The 20,433-nt window shown below is 69.8% G+C and carries 18 protein-coding genes and 1 pseudogene; 10 read left to right on the forward strand and 9 right to left on the reverse strand.

The genetic code is table 11. The features are described from left to right. Positions 1-82: 82 nt before the first annotated feature. Positions 83-1,174 carry a DUF2332 domain-containing protein gene (locus OG507_RS06740; protein WP_327366223.1) on the reverse strand — a complete coding sequence of 364 codons (1,092 nt, stop codon included), beginning with the start codon at positions 1,172-1,174 and terminating at the stop codon, positions 83-85. A gap of 220 nt (positions 1,175-1,394) precedes the next feature. Here OG507_RS06740 and OG507_RS06745 point away from each other — a divergent pair, with 220 nt between their 5' ends. Then, the gene (locus OG507_RS06745) at positions 1,395-2,108 is read left to right on the forward strand and encodes a hypothetical protein (protein ID WP_327366224.1); all 714 of its coding nucleotides are present in this window, start codon (positions 1,395-1,397) and stop codon (positions 2,106-2,108) included. A 144-nt stretch (positions 2,109-2,252) separates the two neighbouring features. On the opposite strand, the gene OG507_RS06750 is transcribed toward OG507_RS06745, so the two are convergent. Together OG507_RS06750 and OG507_RS06755 are read right to left on the reverse strand one after the other, a co-directional pair. Then, positions 2,253-2,645, reverse strand: coding sequence for a VOC family protein (locus OG507_RS06750; protein ID WP_327366225.1), 393 nt, complete (start codon positions 2,643-2,645; stop codon positions 2,253-2,255). Continuing rightward, entirely contained in the window at positions 2,642-2,944 is a 303-nt protein-coding gene (locus OG507_RS06755) for an ArsR/SmtB family transcription factor (RefSeq protein ID WP_327366226.1), read from the reverse strand. Before OG507_RS06755 ends, OG507_RS06750 begins: the two co-directional genes overlap by 4 nt. Before the next feature lie 25 nt (positions 2,945-2,969). Here OG507_RS06755 and OG507_RS06760 point away from each other — a divergent pair, with 25 nt between their 5' ends. From OG507_RS06760 to OG507_RS40350, 3 genes and pseudogenes are all read left to right on the forward strand, one after another. Further along, positions 2,970-3,353 (forward strand): hypothetical protein, encoded by a 384-nt coding sequence (locus OG507_RS06760; protein ID WP_327372244.1) that lies wholly within the window; start codon positions 2,970-2,972, stop codon positions 3,351-3,353. Positions 3,354-3,485: 132 nt separating this feature from the next. After that, positions 3,486-4,514, forward strand: coding sequence for a phosphotransferase family protein (locus OG507_RS06765; protein ID WP_327366227.1), 1,029 nt, complete (start codon positions 3,486-3,488; stop codon positions 4,512-4,514). Positions 4,515-4,696: 182 nt separating this feature from the next. Further along, positions 4,697-4,810 (forward strand): annotated as a pseudogene (locus tag OG507_RS40350) (DUF5995 family protein); the annotation flags it as partial. Positions 4,811-4,821: 11 nt separating this feature from the next. On the opposite strand, the gene OG507_RS06770 reads toward OG507_RS40350, so the two are convergent. From OG507_RS06770 to OG507_RS06795, 6 genes are all read right to left on the reverse strand, one after another. Continuing rightward, on the reverse strand, positions 4,822-5,754 hold the full coding sequence (locus OG507_RS06770) for a GNAT family N-acetyltransferase (protein WP_327366228.1): 933 nt from the start codon (positions 5,752-5,754) through the stop codon (positions 4,822-4,824). Further along, positions 5,751-7,910 carry a peptidase C14 gene (locus tag OG507_RS06775; protein ID WP_327366229.1) on the reverse strand — a complete coding sequence of 720 codons (2,160 nt, stop codon included), beginning with the start codon at positions 7,908-7,910 and terminating at the stop codon, positions 5,751-5,753. Before OG507_RS06775 ends, OG507_RS06770 begins: the two co-directional genes overlap by 4 nt. 75 nt (positions 7,911-7,985) lie before the next feature. Continuing rightward, positions 7,986-8,825, reverse strand: coding sequence for an SDR family NAD(P)-dependent oxidoreductase (locus OG507_RS06780; RefSeq protein ID WP_327366230.1), 840 nt, complete (start codon positions 8,823-8,825; stop codon positions 7,986-7,988). A 154-nt stretch (positions 8,826-8,979) separates the two neighbouring features. Beyond that, positions 8,980-9,825, reverse strand: coding sequence for an amidohydrolase family protein (locus OG507_RS06785; protein ID WP_327366231.1), 846 nt, complete (start codon positions 9,823-9,825; stop codon positions 8,980-8,982). Beyond that, positions 9,822-11,009 carry a mandelate racemase/muconate lactonizing enzyme family protein gene (locus OG507_RS06790; protein ID WP_327366232.1) on the reverse strand — a complete coding sequence of 396 codons (1,188 nt, stop codon included), beginning with the start codon at positions 11,007-11,009 and terminating at the stop codon, positions 9,822-9,824. Before OG507_RS06790 ends, OG507_RS06785 begins: the two co-directional genes overlap by 4 nt. After that, positions 11,009-12,379, reverse strand: coding sequence for an aspartate aminotransferase family protein (locus OG507_RS06795; RefSeq protein ID WP_327366233.1), 1,371 nt, complete (start codon positions 12,377-12,379; stop codon positions 11,009-11,011). The genes OG507_RS06790 and OG507_RS06795 overlap by 1 nt, the downstream gene beginning before the upstream one ends. Positions 12,380-12,669: 290 nt before the next feature. On the opposite strand from OG507_RS06795, the gene OG507_RS06800 reads away from it, so the two are divergent. From OG507_RS06800 to OG507_RS06825, 6 genes are all read left to right on the forward strand, one after another. Beyond that, positions 12,670-13,527, forward strand: coding sequence for an IclR family transcriptional regulator (locus OG507_RS06800; protein ID WP_327366234.1), 858 nt, complete (start codon positions 12,670-12,672; stop codon positions 13,525-13,527). Positions 13,528-13,735: 208 nt separating this feature from the next. Further along, positions 13,736-15,886 (forward strand): peptidase C14, encoded by a 2,151-nt coding sequence (locus OG507_RS06805; RefSeq protein ID WP_327366235.1) that lies wholly within the window; start codon positions 13,736-13,738, stop codon positions 15,884-15,886. Positions 15,887-15,925: 39 nt separating this feature from the next. Beyond that, complete coding sequence (locus OG507_RS06810; RefSeq protein ID WP_327366236.1) at positions 15,926-17,182, forward strand: Gfo/Idh/MocA family protein; 1,257 nt, start codon at positions 15,926-15,928, stop codon at positions 17,180-17,182. Between the two features lie 47 nt (positions 17,183-17,229). Then, complete coding sequence (locus OG507_RS06815) at positions 17,230-18,486, forward strand: ABC transporter substrate-binding protein (RefSeq protein ID WP_327366237.1); 1,257 nt, start codon at positions 17,230-17,232, stop codon at positions 18,484-18,486. 88 nt (positions 18,487-18,574) lie between these two features. Beyond that, a complete protein-coding gene (locus tag OG507_RS06820; protein WP_327366238.1) occupies positions 18,575-19,480 on the forward strand; it encodes a carbohydrate ABC transporter permease in 906 nt (301 codons plus the stop codon). 2 nt (positions 19,481-19,482) lie between these two features. Continuing rightward, positions 19,483-20,430 (forward strand): carbohydrate ABC transporter permease, encoded by a 948-nt coding sequence (locus OG507_RS06825; RefSeq protein WP_327366239.1) that lies wholly within the window; start codon positions 19,483-19,485, stop codon positions 20,428-20,430. Positions 20,431-20,433: the final 3 nt, after the last annotated feature.

A 20,433-nucleotide genomic window follows, 5' to 3' on the forward strand; every position in this document is an offset into this window, starting at 1 on the left:
GCCACCTGGACCGGCGCCTGCTCGATATGCGGCCAACCCGCACCGACACCCGACCCCCACCACAGGACCTAACAAAGCCCTACTAGGAGTCTGCCAGCCAAGCCAGCATGCGGCCCTGCGACCAGCAGTGGCCAATGGCTTCGGAGCGCAGAGCCGGCCTGTCGAACACCGCCAGGCCGATGATGCTGTGACCAGAGGCGCGGCGATCGCCAAGTGTCGGTATCGTCGGCGCGACTCCGACTCCCTCCGCTGACACCCAAGCCACCGCCCGGCCGGCCGCCGCTTCGTCGAGGCGGTGCAGGAAGCGCAGGCGGCTCTCGAGCGGGAAGCGTGACAGCGCCCATGTCGTGGTGACGACGGGCAGGGCGTCGGTGGGCACACGGGCGAAAGCTTCGGGCAGCACCTCGACGGCGTCTCCTCGCAACAGAAGCGGAGGGGCCGTCGCCGCCAACGCCATCTCCGCTTCGAGCCTCGCGGCCCGCTCCGGCTGATCCGGCTGATCCGGCTGATCCGGCCACAGGCAGGCACGCAACCATCGGGCGTCATCCGCGTCGGTCACGTCGACCGGATCGAGGTCGACGCCGACCCGGGCGACGACCTCGGGCATCGCCCGCGTCGGGACGGGCCGGTCTCCCACGATCGAAGACGACAGTTGCACGGGCGATGACGGGTCGCCCAGCGAATGTCCGTCGCTGTACGTGATGCCAACGCGATCGACATTGAGATTGAGCCCGGCCGAACAGCCCACGTCGATCAGCCCGACCGCCTTCGCGCCCACCCGGCTCGCCGCCTCGGCGATCGCCGGATACAGCACGGCGCAGCGTCCGGTCTCGTCGGCCCGCGTCCGGCGACGCACGGCGATGGCCACGACCGAGTCGTTCATTCGCAACAGCGTGTCGATCGCCGCGTCGGCGGCAGCGTCGCCGTCCGCAGCGTCGGTGGCCGCGTTCGCGTTGTGGACGAAGTCCGCGAATCGCTGAGCGGCAGGCGTGGGCGTCAAGGGCCCGACGGGTTCCACGGGATGCTCGAAGAAGGGCTCCCGGTCACCACCATTGGACCACCGGGCGAGCGTCTCGCCGTAACCGGGCGACCTGGCCCGGTCGCCCGGCTGCACAAGATGGATGAATCGATCCGGCAGCGCCCCGGCCTCCTCATCAGGGATGACACCAACCACCCACAACCCCGTTGATCCCACCGCCACGCACCTCTCACTGTGCTCGGCGACTGTATCTGCCCCGCCTCACAAGATCTGCGACAGAGCCCGTTGTTCCCCCGCGGCTGCGGTCACGTGATTCCCCAGGAGTCGGCCGATGGGCCTTCGGGCGGAGCGTCCGTCCTGTGAGCAGCGGAAAACCGTTGGACGGCCGGGCCCGGACGGGCCATGATCCGCAATCGTGACGACGCCGAAGCAGTTTCTGGTCCGAGCGGCCGCCCGCAACAACGCCGAGTGGTGCGCGGCGATGAGCCGATCGCACGGTTTGGCGGGCGAGTTCGGGGCACAGGACTGGACTGCCCCGGCTCGCACACCGCTGTACTACCCCGACGCGGTGACGCTGGTGCCGGACGCCGACTCGGCCGCTCTGGCTACCCGGATCGACACCACGACGCCCGGCGCCTCCGTCAAGGACAGCTTCGCCGACCTCGACCTGTCGGAGGCCGGTTTCCAGGTGCTGTTCGAGGCACAGTGGATCCATCGCCCGGCGAGTGCGCCCGCCATCACTTCGGATCTTGCCTGGGACGTGGCGGGCGACCCGGACACGTTGCGCGCCTGGGCGCACGCTTGGGACGACGGGAACGGCAATGCGGACCTCTTCCGGCCCGAACTGCTCGACGACCCGGCCACCTTCGTGCTCGCCGGACAGTCCCCTGGCGGCCGGGTGATTGCCGGAGCGGTGGCGAGCCACAGCGACCAGGTGGTCGGAATCTCCAATGTCTTCGCGCTGGAGGGCGGCCCCGACGCGGCCTGGCCGGTCGTACTGGACGCGGTGCACCGGCTGTTCCCAACCCTGCCGGTGGTCGGCTACGAGCACGGCGGCGATGACCTGGCGGCCGCCGTCCGGCATGGCTTCGAGCCGGTCGGTCCGCTGCGAATCTGGCTGCACGGCTAGGGCTGCCCGAGCCACTGTTCGCGGCCACCGTCCCGATGCCGGCCGAGAGGGTTTCGAGGAACTCCGGAGTCATGCCCACGACGCGGGCGAATTCCAGGGCGAGGGTCCGGTCACCGGCGACCGGGCCCGTGCGCGGCCGATCGCCTACTGCGGCTGTGTCGCGATCTGGATCAGGTTGCCGCAGGTGTCGTCGAAGACGGCGGTGGTGACGGGGCCCATTTCCAGGGGCTCCTGGGTGAAGCGGACGCCGAGGTCGCGCAGGCGCTCGTACTCCGCCTTCACGTCGTCGACGGCGAACTGGGCGAGCGGGATGCCGTCCTTGACGAGCGCGTCGCGGTAGGGCGTGACGGCCGGGTGGCCGGCGGGCTCCAGGAGGAGTTCGGTGCCACCGGGCTCGTCGGGCGAGACGACGGTCAGCCACCGGTCCTTCTCGCCGATCGGGACGTCGTACTTCTTCACGAAGCCGAGGATCTCGGTGTAGAAGTGCAGGGCCTTGGCCTGGTCGTCGACGAAGACGCTGGTCAGATGGATCTTCATGGGGTGCTCTCCTTCGGTCCGGATGCGTCGGGCACGGGCCAGCGCTCGGCGATCTGCCGCAGCGGGGCCGTGTTCAGGTCGTGGAACTTGTAGCGGCCCTCCCGCCTGGTCTCGACGAGCCCGGCGGCCTCCAGCACGGCGAGGTGCTGGGAGACCGCCTGGCGCGAGATACCGAGCTGATGCTTCATGCTCAGTCGCGAGCAGATCTCGAACAGTGTCTGTCCGGACTTCTCCGTGAGCTCGTCGAGGATGGTACGGCGGGTGGGGTCGGCCAAGGCTTTGAAAAGGTCGTCGGCCACGACCACAGGATAGGCAAATGCTCACTTGCCTATCAAGTCGAGGTACGCCACGTCCCGAGTCGGCCTGCCGTCGGGGCGCGGGCCCTCGGGCAGCGAGGACGCGGTAGGTGGGCTGGGCGACACAGGCAACGGCGGGCCGGCCGACTACGGCACTCGGTCACGGATCGTCTGCCGCCGCGACATCCTGATCCTGGCGCTGCTCTTCGCCCGAGGTGGTGGGCACCATGGGTCCACCCGCAAGATCGTGCTCGGCCAGTACCTCGGTTTCGCCGCGATCCTGGCCTTGGCCGCGGCCACCGCGTTCGATGCCACGTTCCTGCCCGAGGGGGCCACATCGGCGCCTTCGGCCTCTGACCCGTGGGCCGCTCAACATTCAACGGCACAACGCTCAGGGCTCGGTGGCACGTAACAGCCGCTCGCCGTACTCGACCGCTTCGAGCGCGGGATCCTGGTCGAACGCCTGCAAGCAACCGCGGTGTGAACGGCCACCAGTTGCCCGCCGCGGCCGCGGAGTTGTTCGACCGCGTGGAAAGATGAGTTCATGTGGTCGCGACTGCCGTTCGGGGACGGGTTACGGGCAGAGCTGGGCTCCCCCAGGCGCTCGCGGCGTCTGGGCAGCAGCCCGCGCTCACGTGTGTGGCGCGTGGAGCTGGCCGGGGCACCGGCAGTGGTGAAGCAGTTCGTCGACGGCCCCGACGCCGAGGAGCGGTACGCCCGCGAGGTGGCCGCACTGCGGCTCGCCGCCCGGGCCGACGCACCCGTGGTGCCCGCGCTGCTGGGCACCGATCCCGGCGAGCGGGTGCTGGTCCTGGAGCATCTGGACCACCAACGCCCGTCCAGCGACTGGATCGTCGCCTACGCGGCGGCACTGGCCCGGCTGCATGCTGTTGCCCGTCCGGAGGACGTCGGAACACTTCCCCGCTGGCTGGGTCCGGACGAGACCGACGTCGAATCCTTTCTCGGGCTGGCCGAGGCTCTGGAGGCTCCCGTCGCGCCCGGCGTGTCCGGCGAGCTCGATGATCTCGTCCACCGGCTCGGCCAGGCATCGGGGCATGCACTTCTCCACGGGGATCCGTGTCCCGGCAATGACCTGCACACCACCAGCGGGATCAGGTTCATCGACTTCGAACAGGCTTCATTGGGCAGCGGACTGATGGAACTCGCCTACCTGCGAGTCGGCTTCCCGACGTGCTGGTGTGTCACTGCGGCATCCGCTCCGCTGCTGGACCGGGCAGAAGCCGCCTACCGCACTGCATGGCGCACCACGACCGGCACCGAACTCCACGGCGACCTCGCCGACGCGTGCGCCGGCTGGCTGCTACGAGGCGACGCGCTGGTCGAGAGGGCCCGCCGCGGAACCACTGACCACCTGGCCCGGATCCCGGACCGGGACTGGAAGTGGGGCACCGCGACCGCCCGGCAACGGCTTGTCCACCGGCTCGGTGTCGTCGGCCGGATGACTGCCGACCGCGCCGACCTGAGCGGCCTGAGCAGACTCAGCACGGACATGCGCCGCCGGATGCTCGCCCGCTGGCCCACGCTCCCACCGGTCCCGTCCCAGCGCCCATAGACACCTGCCGATATCCCGGATCCGTGAGGGAGCCCGAACCACAACTCTTGGCCGTTCCTCTTGAGACGGGACATCCGCCGCCAAGCCGATCGCCTCCGGTAGGCGCCGCGAACCCGTTTTCGCGCTCTGCGCCACCACCACTGGGTTTCCGTCCGCCCCATGGTGAGTCCGGCTCGACGGTGGCCCTCGTCCTGTGGCGGCTGCGCGATGTGCCGCTGCTCGCCGAGGAATTCAGAAAGCGGCTGGACGCGGGGGCCGGGCTGGTGGGGCGCTGTCTGCTCACTCCGTACCGCTGACAGCGCCCTTCCTAGAAGCAGTCGCCGTACCAGTGGACCGCACCTGGCGCCGTGACCGTGGCCCGGACGGATTCGGCGGTGGCATGCAGCGGGCGTGCCATGCCCACGTGCTCCTCCACCGTCCGGAAATCCGCCAGCAGGGCCGGAAGGGCCGCCCGGACCCCGGGGCCGTCGGGAATCCGGACCCGGGCCCGGCTCAGTCCCGCTGCCCGGCCCAGTTCCCCGACGGCGGCGAACAGCTCGCCCAGACACCCGGGAGCGCCCGCGCATTCCCGTACCTCCACGCACTCCCCTTCGTACTGGGCCACGATCCAGCCGACGACCGCCCCCGATCCCCGGTCCTCCGCCACGAGCCACCGGTCGGGGCCGCCGTACCAGGCGGGAACCCGTACCGCCCAGTCCTCGGGCGCCCGCAACGAGGTGAGCGGCCTGTTCGCGTTGTACGTGTGGTGCAGGGCGGCCACCTCCACAGCGTCCTCCGCCATGGCCGCACGGACCCGGAACGCCCCGGGCGCGGCAGGCGGCGTGAGCATTCCCTCGGTGTGGCTGCTGCCGAACTCCCGCCATCCCGAGCCCCGGTAGACCCCGGGCGTCCCGGTGAACAGCAGGGACCAGGCGCACTGCTCGGCCATCATGGTGCGCTCCGCCTCCGCCAGCAGCCGCCGGACCAGCCCCCGGCCCCGGGCCTCGGGGCGGGTGGCGACGCTGCCGATGCCGCCGACCCGCTGCGGGGTGCCGTGCGCGTCACGGATCAGCCGCGGTACGTAGACGACGACCGCGTCGATCCCGTCCCCCGGACCGTTGTGCGCCACGAACGTGTGGCGATGGCGGTCCGGGTCCAGGGCGTGAAGGCGGGTGATGTGCGGGGCGTCGAAGCACCGCTGCCACAGGGCGGCCAGGGCCGGATCGTCGGCCGGGGTCGCGGTCCTGATGACGGTGGTCACAGGATCAGGTTCCCGTCCGTGCGCACCGAGTCGCCGTTCGCGGGCATCGCGGTGCGCTTCGTACCGTCCTCCACGCATGCGGTGTGCAGGACCGAGGCCAGGGCGTCCGGGGCGAGGTGGAGCGTGCCGCCGGTGAAGCGGCTGCCGGTCGCCGCGTAGTGGTTCGTGCCGTCGGCGATGCGTACATGGGCGGTGTCCGGCCCGGAGGCGGCGCTGCTGAGCGCGGTGATGTCCCAGGTCACCTTCCCTGGTCCGGGCGCCCGGGCGAGCAGCGCCTTGGCCTTGTTGGCGCCGGTGAGGCGGGCGCCGCCGGTGACGGTGATCCGCTGGTCGCGCACGGCGCTCAGTTCGATACCGGTGTTGTCGTAACTGCCGCCGTCGATCCGCAGATCCGCCGATCCGACCGAGAGCGGGGCCGCGTTCCCGGTGCCGGTGACGGTGCAGTCGGTGAAGTGGACGGGCCCCGCGCCGCGCAGGATCGCGCCGTCGACGCCCTTGAAGGTGCAGCGCACGAAGTGGACGGGTGCGGTGACCGGGGTCTGGACGAGGACGGCGCCCGCGGGCGGCTCGAAGGAGCAGTCGCTGATGGTGGTCGGCCGGGTGGAGCGGGCGGAGCGCTGGGCGACGGCGAAGGTCTTCGCGGTGCAGCCGCGCACCTGGGCGCCGTCTGCGTTGACGGTGAGGGTGCCGGCCTGGTCGAAGGTGGGGCGTGCGATCACCGTGATGTCTTCGAGAGTCAGGTCGGTGATCTTGGTGTTGGCGGTGAACCAGGAGCAGACATGTCTGCGTACGGTGATCCGCTTCGCGGAGATCCCCCACTGCGCACCGGAGTTGGCTATGTCCATCAGTCCGGAGTTGCCGTCGAAGAGCAAATCGTGTTCGTACTGGCCGTGTGTCGTGAAGGGGTTGCCGCCCGCGTCGTCGCCGTCGCCGTGGCAGTTCACGACGGTGCAGTAGGCGGAGGCGGTGAGGTCGTTGAGATGGCGGACGTTGCTGGTCGTGCAGTCCGAGACCCTCCCGTACAGACAGTAGATCTGCTGGGTGAGATAGCCCGCGCCGCCGTAATCGACGGTGGGCGGGTTCTTCAGCGAGCACTCCTCGGTACGGAACCGGGTGCACCAGCGGCGCATGATGACCGGCCAGAAGGAGCCGGTGGCGTGGATTTTGGAGACGTCGCAGCCGACGGCGTACTCGAAGCTGACGGGGTGGGAGCCCGTGTACTCGTCGGGGCCCGCGCCCTCGAAGACCAGATTGCGGATGTGGGTGCCCTGGACCGGATCGATGAGGGTCCAGGTGAGGGTGCGGCCCGCGGCGAGTTCCCAGCCGTTGAGGTAGCCGATCCGGATGTGGTCCGCGTCGATGATCTCGGTGATCTCGACCAGCTTCTGCAGCTCGCGTTCGTCTCCGCCGCCGCCCTCGACCGGGTCGACCTGCACGGCCCACCACTGGCCGACCTCGAACGCCTTGGCGTCGGGTACCGGGAAGGTGTCGGTGAGCTCGATGACCTTGGCGCAGAGCGCGTGTTTGACGGTGGTGTCGGTGGGGGTGCCGCGGAAGGAGAGTACGGCGCCGAAGGGGTTGTCGTGGGTGTTCTTCTCGATGCCTTCGGTGAGTATGCGGTGGCCGCCGAAGTCGAGTTCGATGTGGGAGCGGTTGAAGAGGTGGCGTTTGGTGAACAGGAGGTCGGTGTGGGCTTCGATGCGGTGGACGTCGGTGTCGGCGATCATGGCGTCGAGGGCGGCGTCGGCGGGTTGTTCCGCGTCGAAGTGGCCGAAGGTGCGGAAGTCGAGGGTTCCGGTGTGGAGTTGGAGCCAGCGGCCGGTCTTGGCCGTGGTGGGTGCGATGACGGTTCCGCCGTTGTGTGCGGTGTGGGATGTGCGGTCCCAGCGCACGGCCATCGCGCCGCCGTCGCCCGGGGTGTGGTATCCGGCGACCAGGACCTGGGTGCCGTCGTCGAGGGGCTTGGTGTTCAGTGCGCGCAGTTCCGTGACCGTGCCGACGCGCAGGACATCGCCTGTGTGCGTGGGTGCGGCCTGCGCCGGGGCGGTGGCCACGGCCGAACCGGCCATGACCAGACCGGCCAGACCCGAAGCCCGCAGCACAGTACGACGGGACGAAGCGGAGGACGCGGCTGGGGGCGGTGCATTGACGGACATGGCGGAGGTACTCCTCGCGTAGTCGATGCGTGCTCGGTGCGTACTGAATGCGTGCTCGGTGCGTACTGGATGGGGTCAGATCGTGTTGCGGTACGGCGGCATGAAGCGCATCCGCGGCATCTGGTCGGCGAGGACTCCCCCGTCGACGACGATGCGCGCCCCGGTGAGGTACGCCCCCGCGTCCGAGGCGAGCAGCAGCAGCGCGCCCACGCATTCGTCGGGCTGTGCGTATCTGCCGAGCGGGATGCGTGCGCGGTACGCGGCTTCGAAGGCCTCCCGGTCGAAGGGGAATTCGCCGTCGATGGGGGTCTCGACCATGCCGGGGGCAAGGGTGTTGGCGGTGATGCCGTGCGGGGCGAGTTCGACCGCCAGGGTCTCGGTGAGCAGTTGGGCGGCGGCCTTGGAGGCGTTGTAGTGGGCCAGGCCCGCCTCCGCCACCAGGGCGTTCTTGGACGTGATGGTGATGATGCGGCCCGCGACGGAGTCCGCCGTCATGTGTTCGGCGATGCGCTGGCTGAGGAAGAAGACGGCGTCGACGTTGACCCGCATGATGTGCGACCAGCTTGCGGGGGTGATCTCGTTGAAGCGTTCCAGCGCCGCCGTGCCCGCGTTGTTGATGAGGATGTGCAGCGGTCCGTTCTCTGCGCGTACGGCGTCGACGAAGCCGGGCAGCGCGTCGATGTCCGCGAGGTCCTGCCCGTGGATGCGGGCCCGGCGGCCGAGTGCCTCGACGGCCGCCGCGGTCCGGGCGATGCCCTCGGCGCCCGGCAGGTCGACGAGGACCAGATCGGCGCCCGCCTCGGCGAGTCCGACGGCGAAGGACCGGCCGAGGCCCCGGGCGGCTCCGGTCACCACCGCGGTGCGGCCGGTCAGGTCGAAGCGGTCGGTGGAGCGGGGCGGGACGGCTGCGGTCATGACGGGGGTTCCTTCGGGCGGATACGTACGGAGAGGGGTGGGCCGCCGCGCAGGGACACGGGGTGGAAGCGCGGCGGCCCGGCTGCCGGTACGGTGCCCGGGCGCAGGGGGTGTCCCGTGCGCCGTGCCGGCAGGTCTGCGGTGAACGGCCCGGTCAGCCGTTCAGGCCCAGCAGGTCCAGCGACGGCCGGTGGATGATCTCCTCCACCGCATCCGCGTCCAGCGGCGGCAGCCCGGGAATGCCGGGGATGCGGGCGATCTCCCGCAGCCCCTTCGCCGAGTCGTCGACCGTCGTGAACGGGTAGTCGCTGCCGAACATCAGCTTGTCGAAGACTCCGTAGTCCTGGACCAGCCGCAGGCTGTGCCAGAGCTGGAAGGGCCGGTAGTGCAGGGCGCTGATGTCGGCGTACACATGCGGGTGCTTGCGGATGACCGCGATGCACTCGCCCTCGAAGGGGTGGCCGAGATGGGCGAGGACCATCCGCAGTTCGGGGTGGCGGATGGCGACGGCGTCCAGGTGGCGGGGCATCGCCCATTCCAGCGGGGCGTTCGAGACGAAGGTCGTGCCGGTGTGCACGAGGAGCGGGAGGCCGTGCCGTTCGGCGTAGCCGTACAGCTCGTCGTACTCCTCGGCCGCCGGGTCGAAGCCCGCGTACATCGGCATCAGTTTGATGCCGCGCAGGCCCAGTTCCTGGTGGCCGTGGCGGAGTTCGTCCTGCCAGCCGGGCTGGGTGGGGTCGAGGGAGAGGTAGCCGATCAGCCGGTCGGGGTGCGCTCCGGCGTACGAGGCGACGGCGGCGTCGTCGACCCAGAGCCCGCTGCGCCGGGCCTTGCCCCCGACGACGATGGTGCGGGTGTTCTCGGGCGCGGTGGCCGCGTACTCCTCCCACTTCACCGTGAGGTCGACCTCGCCCGCGTGGGCGCGGGCGGAGTCGGATCTGAACGGGTCGGTGAAGTCGTGGCTGTGCCGGAAGAGATGGGAGTGGACGTCGACGATCATGTACGGTTCCGCTTCTCCCAGCCGTCCGCGAACATGTTCCAGAAGCGGTGGCTGGGCGGGTGTTCCTCGAAGACCTCGTCGACGAGCTCGACACCGAGCCCCGGGGCTGTCGGCAGGCCGATGTGGCCGTCGGCGATCGGGAGGGTGCCCCTGAGGGCGTCGAAGACATGGTCTTCGAGGAGCCCGTCGAAGGTTTCGAGGATCTTCAGGTTGGGGATTCCGAGTGCCGCGTGCACCGAGACGGTGGTGCAGAGCGGCGAGTTGGAGTTGTGCGGGGCCACGAGCATGCCGTGGGTATCGGCGATCGCGGCGATTTTCCTGACCTCGGTGAAGCCGCCGGCCATGGAGAGATCGGGCTGGATGATGTCGACCGCGTGGGTGGCGAAGAGCTGCTTGTACTCGTAGCGGTTGTGGAAGTGCTCGCCGCCGGAGATCGGGAACGCCGCCCGCCGGCGCAGTTCCGCGTAGCGCTCGATGTGGGTCCAGGGCATCGGCTCCTCGAACCAGCCGATGTCGAAGGGTTCCAGCTCCCGCACGAGGCGGGCGGCGGTGGGCATGGCGAACCGGGCGTGGCCCTCGATGAACAGGTCGACGTCCGGTCCCACGGCTTCGCGGACGGCGGCCACGAGGCCGATGGAGCGGCGCAGTTCGGCGCGCTCCAGCTCGTGCAGCCCGGGGCCGAACGGGTCGAACTTGAGGGCGGTGAACCCCTTCGCCACGGTCTCCTTCGCCTTGGCGGCGAAGGTGTCGGGCTCGCGCTCGCCTGTGTACCAGCCGTTGGCGTACACACGCACCTCGTCCCGGCAGGCGCCGCCGGTCAGCCGGTAGGCGGGCACGCCGAGCGCCTTGCCCATCAGGTCGTACATCGCCTGGTCGAGACCGGACAGGGCGATGCCGCCGATGTCGCCGCCGCGCAGGAAGTCGCCCTGGTAGACGCGGAGCCAGAGTTCTTCGATGTCGAAGGGGTCGGCGCCGATGAGATGGCGCTGTGCGAGCGCCTCGGTGAGGGCGCAGACCTCGCTGACCCGGTAGGGATGGGTGATCTCGCCGATGCCGGACAGGCCCTCGTCGGTGTGGACCCGGACGTAGCCGAAGTCGCGCCAGGAGGTGCCGAGCATCAGGGTCTCGACCCGGGTGATCCGTCCGGCGGGGCCCGCGGGGCGGCTGCGGTTGACGGTGAGCATCAGTGGGTCGCCCCGCCCATGGTGGAGGTGTTCTCCAGGTCGCGGGCGCCGCCTTCGGCGAGTACGGCCTTGACCGCGGCCTCGGTGCCCTCGATGAGGCGGTCCACGTCGGCGTCGGTGTGGGCGTAGCTGATGTGGCTGCGCTTGAGGTTGAGCGGCAGCTCGAACAAGCCGTGGTCGAGGAGCTTTCGGCGGTAGCCGACGAAGAGCGAGGCGTCGTTGTTCAGCAGGTCCGCGTAGGTGCGGGGGGTATCGCCCGGCATGAAGTAGCTGACGAACACGGAGCCGTAGCCGGTGACGACGGCGGGGACGCCGAGGCGCTCGTACAGTCCGGTCAGTTCGCTGCGGACCCGGCCGCCGAGCCGGAAGACGTGCTCGTGGACCGGCTCCTCGCGCAGCTTGCGCAGGGTGGCTAGGGCGGCGGCGACGACGGACGGGTGGCCGTTGTACGTACCGGCGAAGAAGGCGGGGGCGCCGGGGCGGGTGGAGAAGAGGTCCATCAGGTCGGCGCGGCCGCCGATCGCGCCGACGGGCGCGCCGTTGGCGATGGCCTTGCCGAGGGTGGTGAGGTCGGGGGTGACGCCGGAGATCTTCTGCCAGCCGCCGATGTCGTGGCGGAAGCCGGTGATGACCTCGTCGAAGATCAGGACGGCGCCGGCCCTGGTGGTCTCCTCGCGCAGCGTGGTGAGGAACTCCTGGTACGGCAGGAGCGCGCCGACGTTGTGCGGGACGGGTTCGACGATGACGGCGGCGATGTCGGAGCCGTGCTCGGCGAAGGTGCTGCGGACGGCCTCGCTGTCGTTGAACGGCAGGACGAGGGTGGCTTCGAGGACCTCGGGCAGGATGCCGGCCGAGATCGGGTCGTGGCCGCCGACCTTCGAAGGGGCGGAGATGACGTTGAGGCTGACCGCGTCGTGCCAGCCGTGGTAGCAGCCCTGGAACTTGACGACGAGGCGGCGGCCGGTGGCGGCGCGGGAGACGCGCAGGGCGTGGAACGTGGCCTCGCTGCCGGTGCTGGTGAGCAGGACCTTCTCGACCGACGGGATCAGCCCGGTGAGCTGTTCGGCGAGGAGGATCTCGCCCTCGGTGACGCCGACGCCCATGTGGCCGAGGGTGGCGCCGGCCTCGGCGGTGGCGCGGGCCACGTCGGGGTCGTTGTGACCGAGCAGGGGCGGGCCGAACGCCGAGTGGAAGTCGGTGTACTCGCGTCCGTCGGCGGTACGGAACCGGGCGCCGTCGGTCCCGGTGACGACCAGGTCGGTCAGTCCGGGAACGCTGCGCTGACCGCTGTTCACGCCGCCGGGTACGACCCGGCGGGCGCGCTCGGCGAGTCGGGCTCCGGATTCGCTGTCCACCGGGCCTGAACTCATATCGCTTGCTCCTTGCGTCGAAAGTCGTCGGTTTTCGCAGGCCCTGCCCGGCCTGTGAGTCCCTGGCGCCATCCGCCCGGCAGTCGCCGCAGGAAGAGGGGGATCCGTGGTGCATGGGTGGTGCGTTCGCTTTTTCTGAACGCTGTTCTGTAGAACAGAACAGTGCCTGGATATTACGTGCGCCACCAGGGCCGGTCAACCCCTTTCCGGACACCGAAGGGCCCGTCGCCGGGCTTTCTTCACAGGGAAAGCGTCCTTCGGCCTCCCCGGAGGCACTAAGCTGTTCTGCTATGACGAACAGTGCTGCCCCAGAAGAACCGAAGTACTGGGTCAAGAGCGTGGCCAGGGCAGCGGACATCCTCGAAGCGCTCGCCGCCCCCGCCCAGGGCAACGGCCTGAGCGTCACCGAGGTCGGCCAGGCCTGCTCCATCTCCAAGAGCGCCGCCTTCGGCATGCTCCAGACCCTGCGCGCCTACGGCCTCGTCTCGGACGACGGCGAGGGTATGAACCGCCGCTACCGGCTCGGCATGAGCCTGGCCCGGCTCGGCGACCGGGCCCGCTCCCAGGTCTCCCTGCGCGGGGTCGCCCACCCCGTCCTGCGCGAGCTGACCTGTACCACCGGCATGGCCTCCAGGCTCGCCGTGCCCGAGGACGGCCACGCGGTCGTCGTGGACCAGGTCGAGCTCGACGAGCGCGTCCGGCTCGATCTGCGGATGGGACAGCGCGAGCTGCCGCACTGCACGGGCCTGGGCAAGGCGCTGCTCTCCGCCATGCCGCAGAGCGGGGCCGCCGCGATCGTCGAGCGCTTCGGGCTGCCCCGGCGTACGTCCCGCACGATCACCGACCCGGCGACGTTCCTGTCGCATCTGCGCGACATCGCCCGGGTCGGCTACGCGCTGGACGACGAGGAGGACGCCGAGGGCATCATCTGCATCGGCGCGCCGGTCTTCGACGACCGTTCGGTGTGTGCCGGGGCGATCTCCATCACCGGTCTCAAGCTCGGTCTGCCGGCCTGGCGCTACCAGGAACTGGGCGGCCAGGTAAGGGACGCGGCCCGGCGGATCAGCGTCTCGCTGGGCTGGGTCGACGACGCGCAGGACGGCGCGTCCGACGCCGACGCGTCACATTCCGACGGATTCAGGTCTTGACCGATCGGCGCAACCCGCCGTAGGTTCCCTGCCAACCGCGGTGACATCGGCCCGTCACCGGCGATTTACCCCTTCCGGTCCGCTTCCGGCGCCTGCCCATCGCGTCGTGAACAATCGACGACCGGGCCCTTTTCAGCCATCCGCCTCATGGCAGTCCACCGCAGGAACGCTCCCTCATTTTCGGCACTTCTCGGAAGGCGAAGTCCGCATGAGCGTTCCGCACCCCAACACCCCTGCTTCGTCCCGTCGTACTGTGCTGCGGGCTTCGGGTCTGGCCGGTCTGGTCATGGCCGGTTCGGCCGTGGCCACCGCCCCGGCGCAGGCCGCACCCACGCACACAGGCGATGTCCTGCGCGTCGGCACGGTCACGGAACTGCGCGCACTGAACACCAAGCCCCTCGACGACGGCACCCAGGTCCTGGTCGCCGGATACCACACCCCGGGCGACGGCGGCGCGATGGCCGTGCGCTGGGACCGCACATCCCACACCGCACACAACGGCGGAACCGTCATCGCACCCACCACGGCCAAGACCGGCCGCTGGCTCCAACTCCACACCGGAACCCTCGACTTCCGCACCTTCGGCCACTTCGACGCGGAACAACCCGCCGACGCCGCCCTCGACGCCATGATCGCCGACACCGACGTCCACCGCATCGAAGCCCACACCGACCTCCTGTTCACCAAACGCCACCTCTTCAACCGCTCCCACATCGAACTCGACTTCGGCGGCCACCGCATACTCACCGAAGGCATCGAGAAGAACACCCACGACAACCCCTTCGGCGCCGTACTCTCCTTCCGCGGCACCCCCACCGACACCACCGTCAAACACACCCTGAGCGCGGCGATGCCGGACCTCTCGGACCTCTTCGAGGTCGGCGACTCGGCGGGGTTCGCCGTGGGCCAGTGGTGGGCCGTGGAGATCAACGCCCTTTCGGGGACGTACGAGAAGGAGATCCAGCGCCTCGTCCAGGTCACCGAGGTCGTCGACCCGGCGCACATCCGGGTCAACTACCAGATCGGCTGGGATCTGGCCGCGGGCCGCACGCTCACCTGGACCCGCGTCGAGCCCGTCGACCGCGCCCACGTCCGCAACCTCGTCTTCGAGGGCTGGGGCGAAGACGAGATGACCGGCTCGCACCCGGTCGCGTACGAGTACGCGGTGCGCTGCGACGTCTCCGGGATCGAGGCCGTCGGCACCTTCTGGCCGGTGGTGATGCGCCGCTGGTGCACGTACTTCCGCACCGAGCAGTGCTCGCTGACCAACCCGAAGTCCGTCACGTACGGCGGCGCGGGCTATCTCACCCAGCAGATCTACTGTCTGTACGGGCACGTGGAGGACTGTCACACCTCCAACGCCCGTCATCTCAACGACTTCACGGCCTCCGCCTACTGCTATGTCACCAACTGCCACGGCGACGGTGACGACCAGGGCCCGTTCGTGACGCACGGGCAGTACGAGCACGACCTCGTCTACACTGGCAACTCCGGCCTGATGACCTTCGCCAACTCCGGTGCGGCCTGGGGCGGCAGAGCCAAGCGGATAACCGTACGACGGCACGCCTGCTCCTGGTTCGTCGCCCGCGTCAAGATCACCGATCTGACGCTGGAGGACGTGCTGGTAATCGGCAAGAAGTCCCTCTCCGGCTCCGGAATGCTCTGGGTCAACGCCGACGGTGTACAGATGCGCGGCTGCACGGCCACCGGTCCGCTGATCGTCTCCCGGGCATCCGACCTGTCCGCCCGCCCCAATGTGATCGCCGACTCCTCGTTCGCCTTCGCGGCGGGCGCGGAGATCACCCAGGCCAATGTCACCGTCCCGCTCACCCTGCACCGCAGCACGCTGAAGGGCGTCGACGGCGCGGTACTCAACGGCACCGGGCCGCTCGTCCTGGACCAGTGCACTTTGACCGGTTCCAAGGACACCGCCCCCGTCGCGCTCGCGCACACCGACATCACCGTGCTCGGCGGCGAACTGCGCGACACCGGTCTGAAGCTGACCTCGGCGAAGGACCAGCGGCTGCGCATCGACGGCACGCGGCTGAGCGGCACCAACAAGGACGGCGCCCTGCTGGCCCGTACCGGCTCCGGGCGTACCGTCGACTGGCAGCTCACCGGCCTCGACTCGACCGCGCCCCAGAACACCGCCCATGTGCTGGTCACCGAGGGCCCCAACCGCTACCGGGCCACCGGCTCCACCTTCACCGGCGGCCGGCTCGAACTGCGGCCCACGGCGTTCGGCGGCACCTCCAGCCATCTGCTGCACACCGGCTGCGTCGAGGACGGCACCGAGCGCACCGCGCTGCCCGACGAGGGCGACCGCGTCGCCCACACCGCGGCCACGCTGCGCTTTTGACCACATAGGCCCTGACCCAACGAGCACCAGGGATTCCCCGTGTCCACGCATACCCCGATCACCGGCCGGCCCGTACGGGTCGCGCTCGTCGGCGCCGGCAACCGCGGTCTGACGTACGCCGAGTGGATCAAGGCGCACCCCGAGCGCGCCGAACTGGTGGCCGTCGCCGATCCGCGCCCCGCGGCGCGGGCCGCCGCCGGTGCACCCGTCGAGTTCGACGACTGGCGGCCGCTCGCCGACAGCCGCATCGCCGACGCCGTCATCGTCGCCACCCAGGACCGTTTCCATGTGGAGCCGGTGCTGGCCCTGGCGAAGGCCGGTTACGCGATCCTCGCCGAGAAGCCCCTCGCCCCGACCGAGGACGAGACCCGGCGGATCGTCGAGGGCGTGGAGCGGGCCGGGGTCCTGTTCGCGGTGTGCCACGTCATGCGGTACACCCCGTACACCGACCTGGTGAAGGAGGTCGTGGACTCCGGTGTGCTCGGTCAGCTGGTCTCCCTCGATCATCTGGAGCCGGTCGGCTGGTGGCACTACGCCCACAGCTATGTGCGCGGCCCGTGGCGCAGCGAGAAGGACTCCTCCCCGATGCTGCTCGCCAAGTCCTGCCACGACCTGGACTGGATCACGTACGTCATGGGCGGCCGGATCGAACAGGTCACGAGCTTCGGCGGGCTGAAGCACTTCCGGCCCGAGAACGCCCCGGCCGACTCCGCCGAGCGCTGCCTCGACTGTGCGGTCGAGTCCGGCTGCCCGTACAGCGCACTGAAGCTGTACATGCCGACGCTGCGCGAGAAGGGCTTGGTCTGGCCGGTCACCCATGTCACCGGGGCGACCGACGAGGCAGGGCTCATCAAGGCGCTGCGCGAGGGGCCGTACGGCATCTGCGTGTACCGCAGCGACAACGACGTGGTCGACCACCAGGTCCTCGCCATGCAGCTGACGGACGGGGTGACCGCGACCTTCCAGATGGTGGCGTTCACCGAGCAGACGCATCGGCAGACCCGGATCTTCGGCTCGCACGGCTGGCTGACCGGCGACGGTGAGCGGGTCACCGTGCAGGACTTCCGGACCGGCGAGTCCACCGTCCATGAAATCGGCGCGGCCGGTTCGAACGCGGCCGACGGGCACGGCGGCGGAGACGCCGCACTCGTCGAGGCGTTCGTCACCGCCGTCGCCACCGGTGACGCCGGAGCCGTCCGTTCCGGTCCCGCCACCTCGCTCGGCAGTCATCTCGCGGCGTTCGCCGCCGAACGCGCCCGGCACACCGGCACCGTCCAGACGGTGCCGGCCACCTGACTCCCCCTCTTCCCCGCCCCACCCTCACGTCCTCGGAGGACCACCTCATGTCCCGTCTGATCACCCGCCGTTCCAGAATGCGTGCCCTTGCCGCCCCCGTCCTGGCCACCGCGCTCGCCGCCGGTGTGCTGGCCGGCTGTTCCGGCAGCGGCGGCGACGACAACACCGTCACCATGTGGACCTACCCGGTCATCTTCGACGAGGCCAAGAACAAGGCGTACTGGGACGGCCTGATCAAGGCGTTCGAGAAGGAGCACTCGGGCGTCACGGTGAAGGTGGAGACCTTCCCCTGGGCCAACCGCGACACCGCGCTGGCCACCGCGATCGCCTCCGGCAAGGGTCCGGACGCGGTCTATCTGATCCCGGACCAGCTGCCGAAGTACGCCGGGAGCATCGTCCCGGCCGACGAGTACATGCCGGCCGACGCCGCGTCGGACTACACGGACTTCGCGCTGAAGTCCGTCACGGTCGACGGCAAGGCGCTCGCCACCCCGATCCTGACCAGCGCCAACCCGCTGATCTGCGACAAGCGGGTGTTCGCCGCGATCGGCGAGACGAACTACCCGACGAGCTGGGCGGATCTGGAGGCGCTGGCCCCGAGGCTGAAGGAGAAGGGCTACTACGCCACCAGTTACAGCGGTGACACCCAGCAGACGCTGAACATGACCTTCTACCCGTTGCTGTGGCAGGCCGGCGGCGACGTCTTCTCCGAGGACGGCAAGAACGTCACCTTCAACGACGCGGCCGGCGTCAAGGCCCTGACGTATCTGAGGAAGCTCGTCGACGGCGGCTACACCGACAAGGACCTGGTCACGACCACCCCCAAGCTGGAACAGACCCCGACCGCCAAGGGCAAGGTGGCCTGCACCTGGCAGAACACCCCGGCGGACGTCGAGCCGTTCTGGGGCAAGGAGAACATCGTCGTCCAGCCGCCGCTGAAGGACGTTCAGTCGGTCGGCTACGGCACGGTCGGCGCCCTGTCGATGCTGAAGGGCGCCGACAGGAAGAACACCGGCGACTGGCTGAACTTCGTCGCCGAGTCGAAGAACGCGGCCGGTCTGCAGAAGGCCGCGGGCTACTTCCCGGCCCGCAGGTCCGGCGGCGACCCGTACCCGGACGACGCGCTGCAGACGGCGGCCGGCGCGACGCTGCCGAGCATGACGGTGGGCCCGCTGCACGAAAAGGCCCGTGAGGTCCAGGGCGTGCTCGCGCCGGAGATCCAGGCAGCGCTGCTGGGCAAGAAGAGCCCGCAGGAGGCGCTGAACGCCGCGCAGAAGGCCGCGCAGGCGATGCTCGGCCACTGATCCATCCGCGGGCCGGCGTCCGGCCGCACCCGGCCCCCGGCCCCGCACCCTCTCCCCCGCAATTCCCCCGTACCGCAAGGAGATCCCCGTGGCAGTCGTCGCGGAACCCACCCGCCGGGGCCGTCGCAGCGGGCCGCAGGCACGCCGCGAGGCCCGGATCGGCCTGCTCTTCGTCCTTCCGTGTTTCCTGCTCTTCCTGGCCTTCCGGTTCGGTCCGGGCGTCGCCGGTGTGCTGATGAGCTTCACCGACTACTCGCTGACCGGCGGCGGCAGCTTCATCGGTCTCGACAACTTCACCCGCCTGTGGGACGACCCGCTGTTCTGGCAGGCCCTGAAGGTGACCGTCCTCTACACCGTGCTCGCCGTGCCGGGCACCCTCATCGCGTCGGTGTCCCTGGCGCTGGTCACCCGCCGTGCGTTCCGCGGCGCCAAGTTCTTCCGGTCGGTGTTCTTCCTGCCGGTCGTCACCTCGCTGGTGCTGGCCGCCACCGTCTTCGTCTGGATCTTCTCGACCGGCGGCCCCTGGTCCACCCTGATGGGCTGGTTCGGGATGTCCGAGGGCTCCTGGCTCTCCGACGACGTGCTGGTGCTGCCCGCGCTCGCGATCGTCGGCGTCTGGTCCCGCTTCGGCTACGGGATGCTCATCCTGCTGGCCCGAATGCAGGACATCCCGCGCGAGCTGGAGGAGGCCGCGCTCACCGATGGCGCGGGCCCCTGGCAGCGGTTCCGTCACATCGTGCTGCCGCAGCTCAAGCCCGCCCTGTTCTTCCTCGCGGTGATCGAGACGACGGCCTCGTTCCAGGTCTTCGACGCGGTCTACACGATGACCGGGGGCGGCCCCGCCAACGCGAGTTACACGCTCGTCTTCCAGCTCTACGACGCGGGCTTCAAGTACTTCGACCTGGGTTACGCCTCCGCCATCGGTGTCGCGCTCTTCGTGCTGACCGTGGTGGTCGCGGTGATCCAGCGGCTCGTGATCGGGAAGGACCAGTGACCATGACCGCCACACCCGCAGAGACCGCGACGCCGCCCGCGAGCAGGGTTCCCGCGGCTCCCGACCGGGCCGTGCGCCGGGCCGGACGCAGGCTGCGCAAGCTCGCCGGGAAGGACACCGTCCCGTACGGCATGCGGCCCACCCCGGCCGGACGGATCGCCCGCGCCGCGCTGCTGACGGTGGCCGCGATCGTGACGGTCTTCCCGTTCTACGCGATGCTCGTGCTCTCCCTGAAGCCGTCCGCGGCGGTGGAGTTCCCCGGCAGTCTGCTGCCGTGGCCGCTGACCGGCGAGGCGTACGACACCGTCATGAACGCCCAGGACGTGCCGCGCTGGCTGGTCAACACGCTGATCTACTCGGTCGTCTCGGTCGTCGGCGTGCTCCTGCTCGCCTCGCTCGCCGGATACGCCTTCGCCAAGAAACGCTTCCCGGGCCGGGAGACGATGTTCTGGTCGTTCCTGTCGATGGTGATGGTCCCGTACCACGTCACGATGATCCCGACGTTCGCGATGATCGCGAAGCTGGGCGGCGTGGACACGTACTGGGGTCTGATCGTGCCGACCCTGGCCAACGCCCAGGCGGTGTTCCTGATGCGGCAGTTCATCCAGGGACTGCCGGACGAACTCTTCGAGGCCGCCCGGCTCGACGGCTGCAACGAGTGGCAGATCTTCCACCGGATCGTGCTGCCGCTGCTGAAACCGATCCTCGCCACGCTCGGCGTCTTCGTCTTCCTGTGGCACTGGAACGACTTCCTGTGGCCGCTGGTCATCGGCCAGTCCACCGACATGCGCACCCTCACCGTCGGCATCGCCTCGCTCCAGCAGCAGAACGTGCCGCTCAATGTGGTGCTCTCCGGCTCCGTCATCGCGTTCGTGCCCATCTTCGCCGCGTACATGGTGGGCCAGCGCTACTTCACCGAGGGCGTCACCGCGTCCGGAATCAAGGGATAGCCA

Source organism: Streptomyces sp. NBC_01217, assembly GCF_035994185.1.
Taxonomy (GTDB): domain Bacteria; phylum Actinomycetota; class Actinomycetes; order Streptomycetales; family Streptomycetaceae; genus Streptomyces.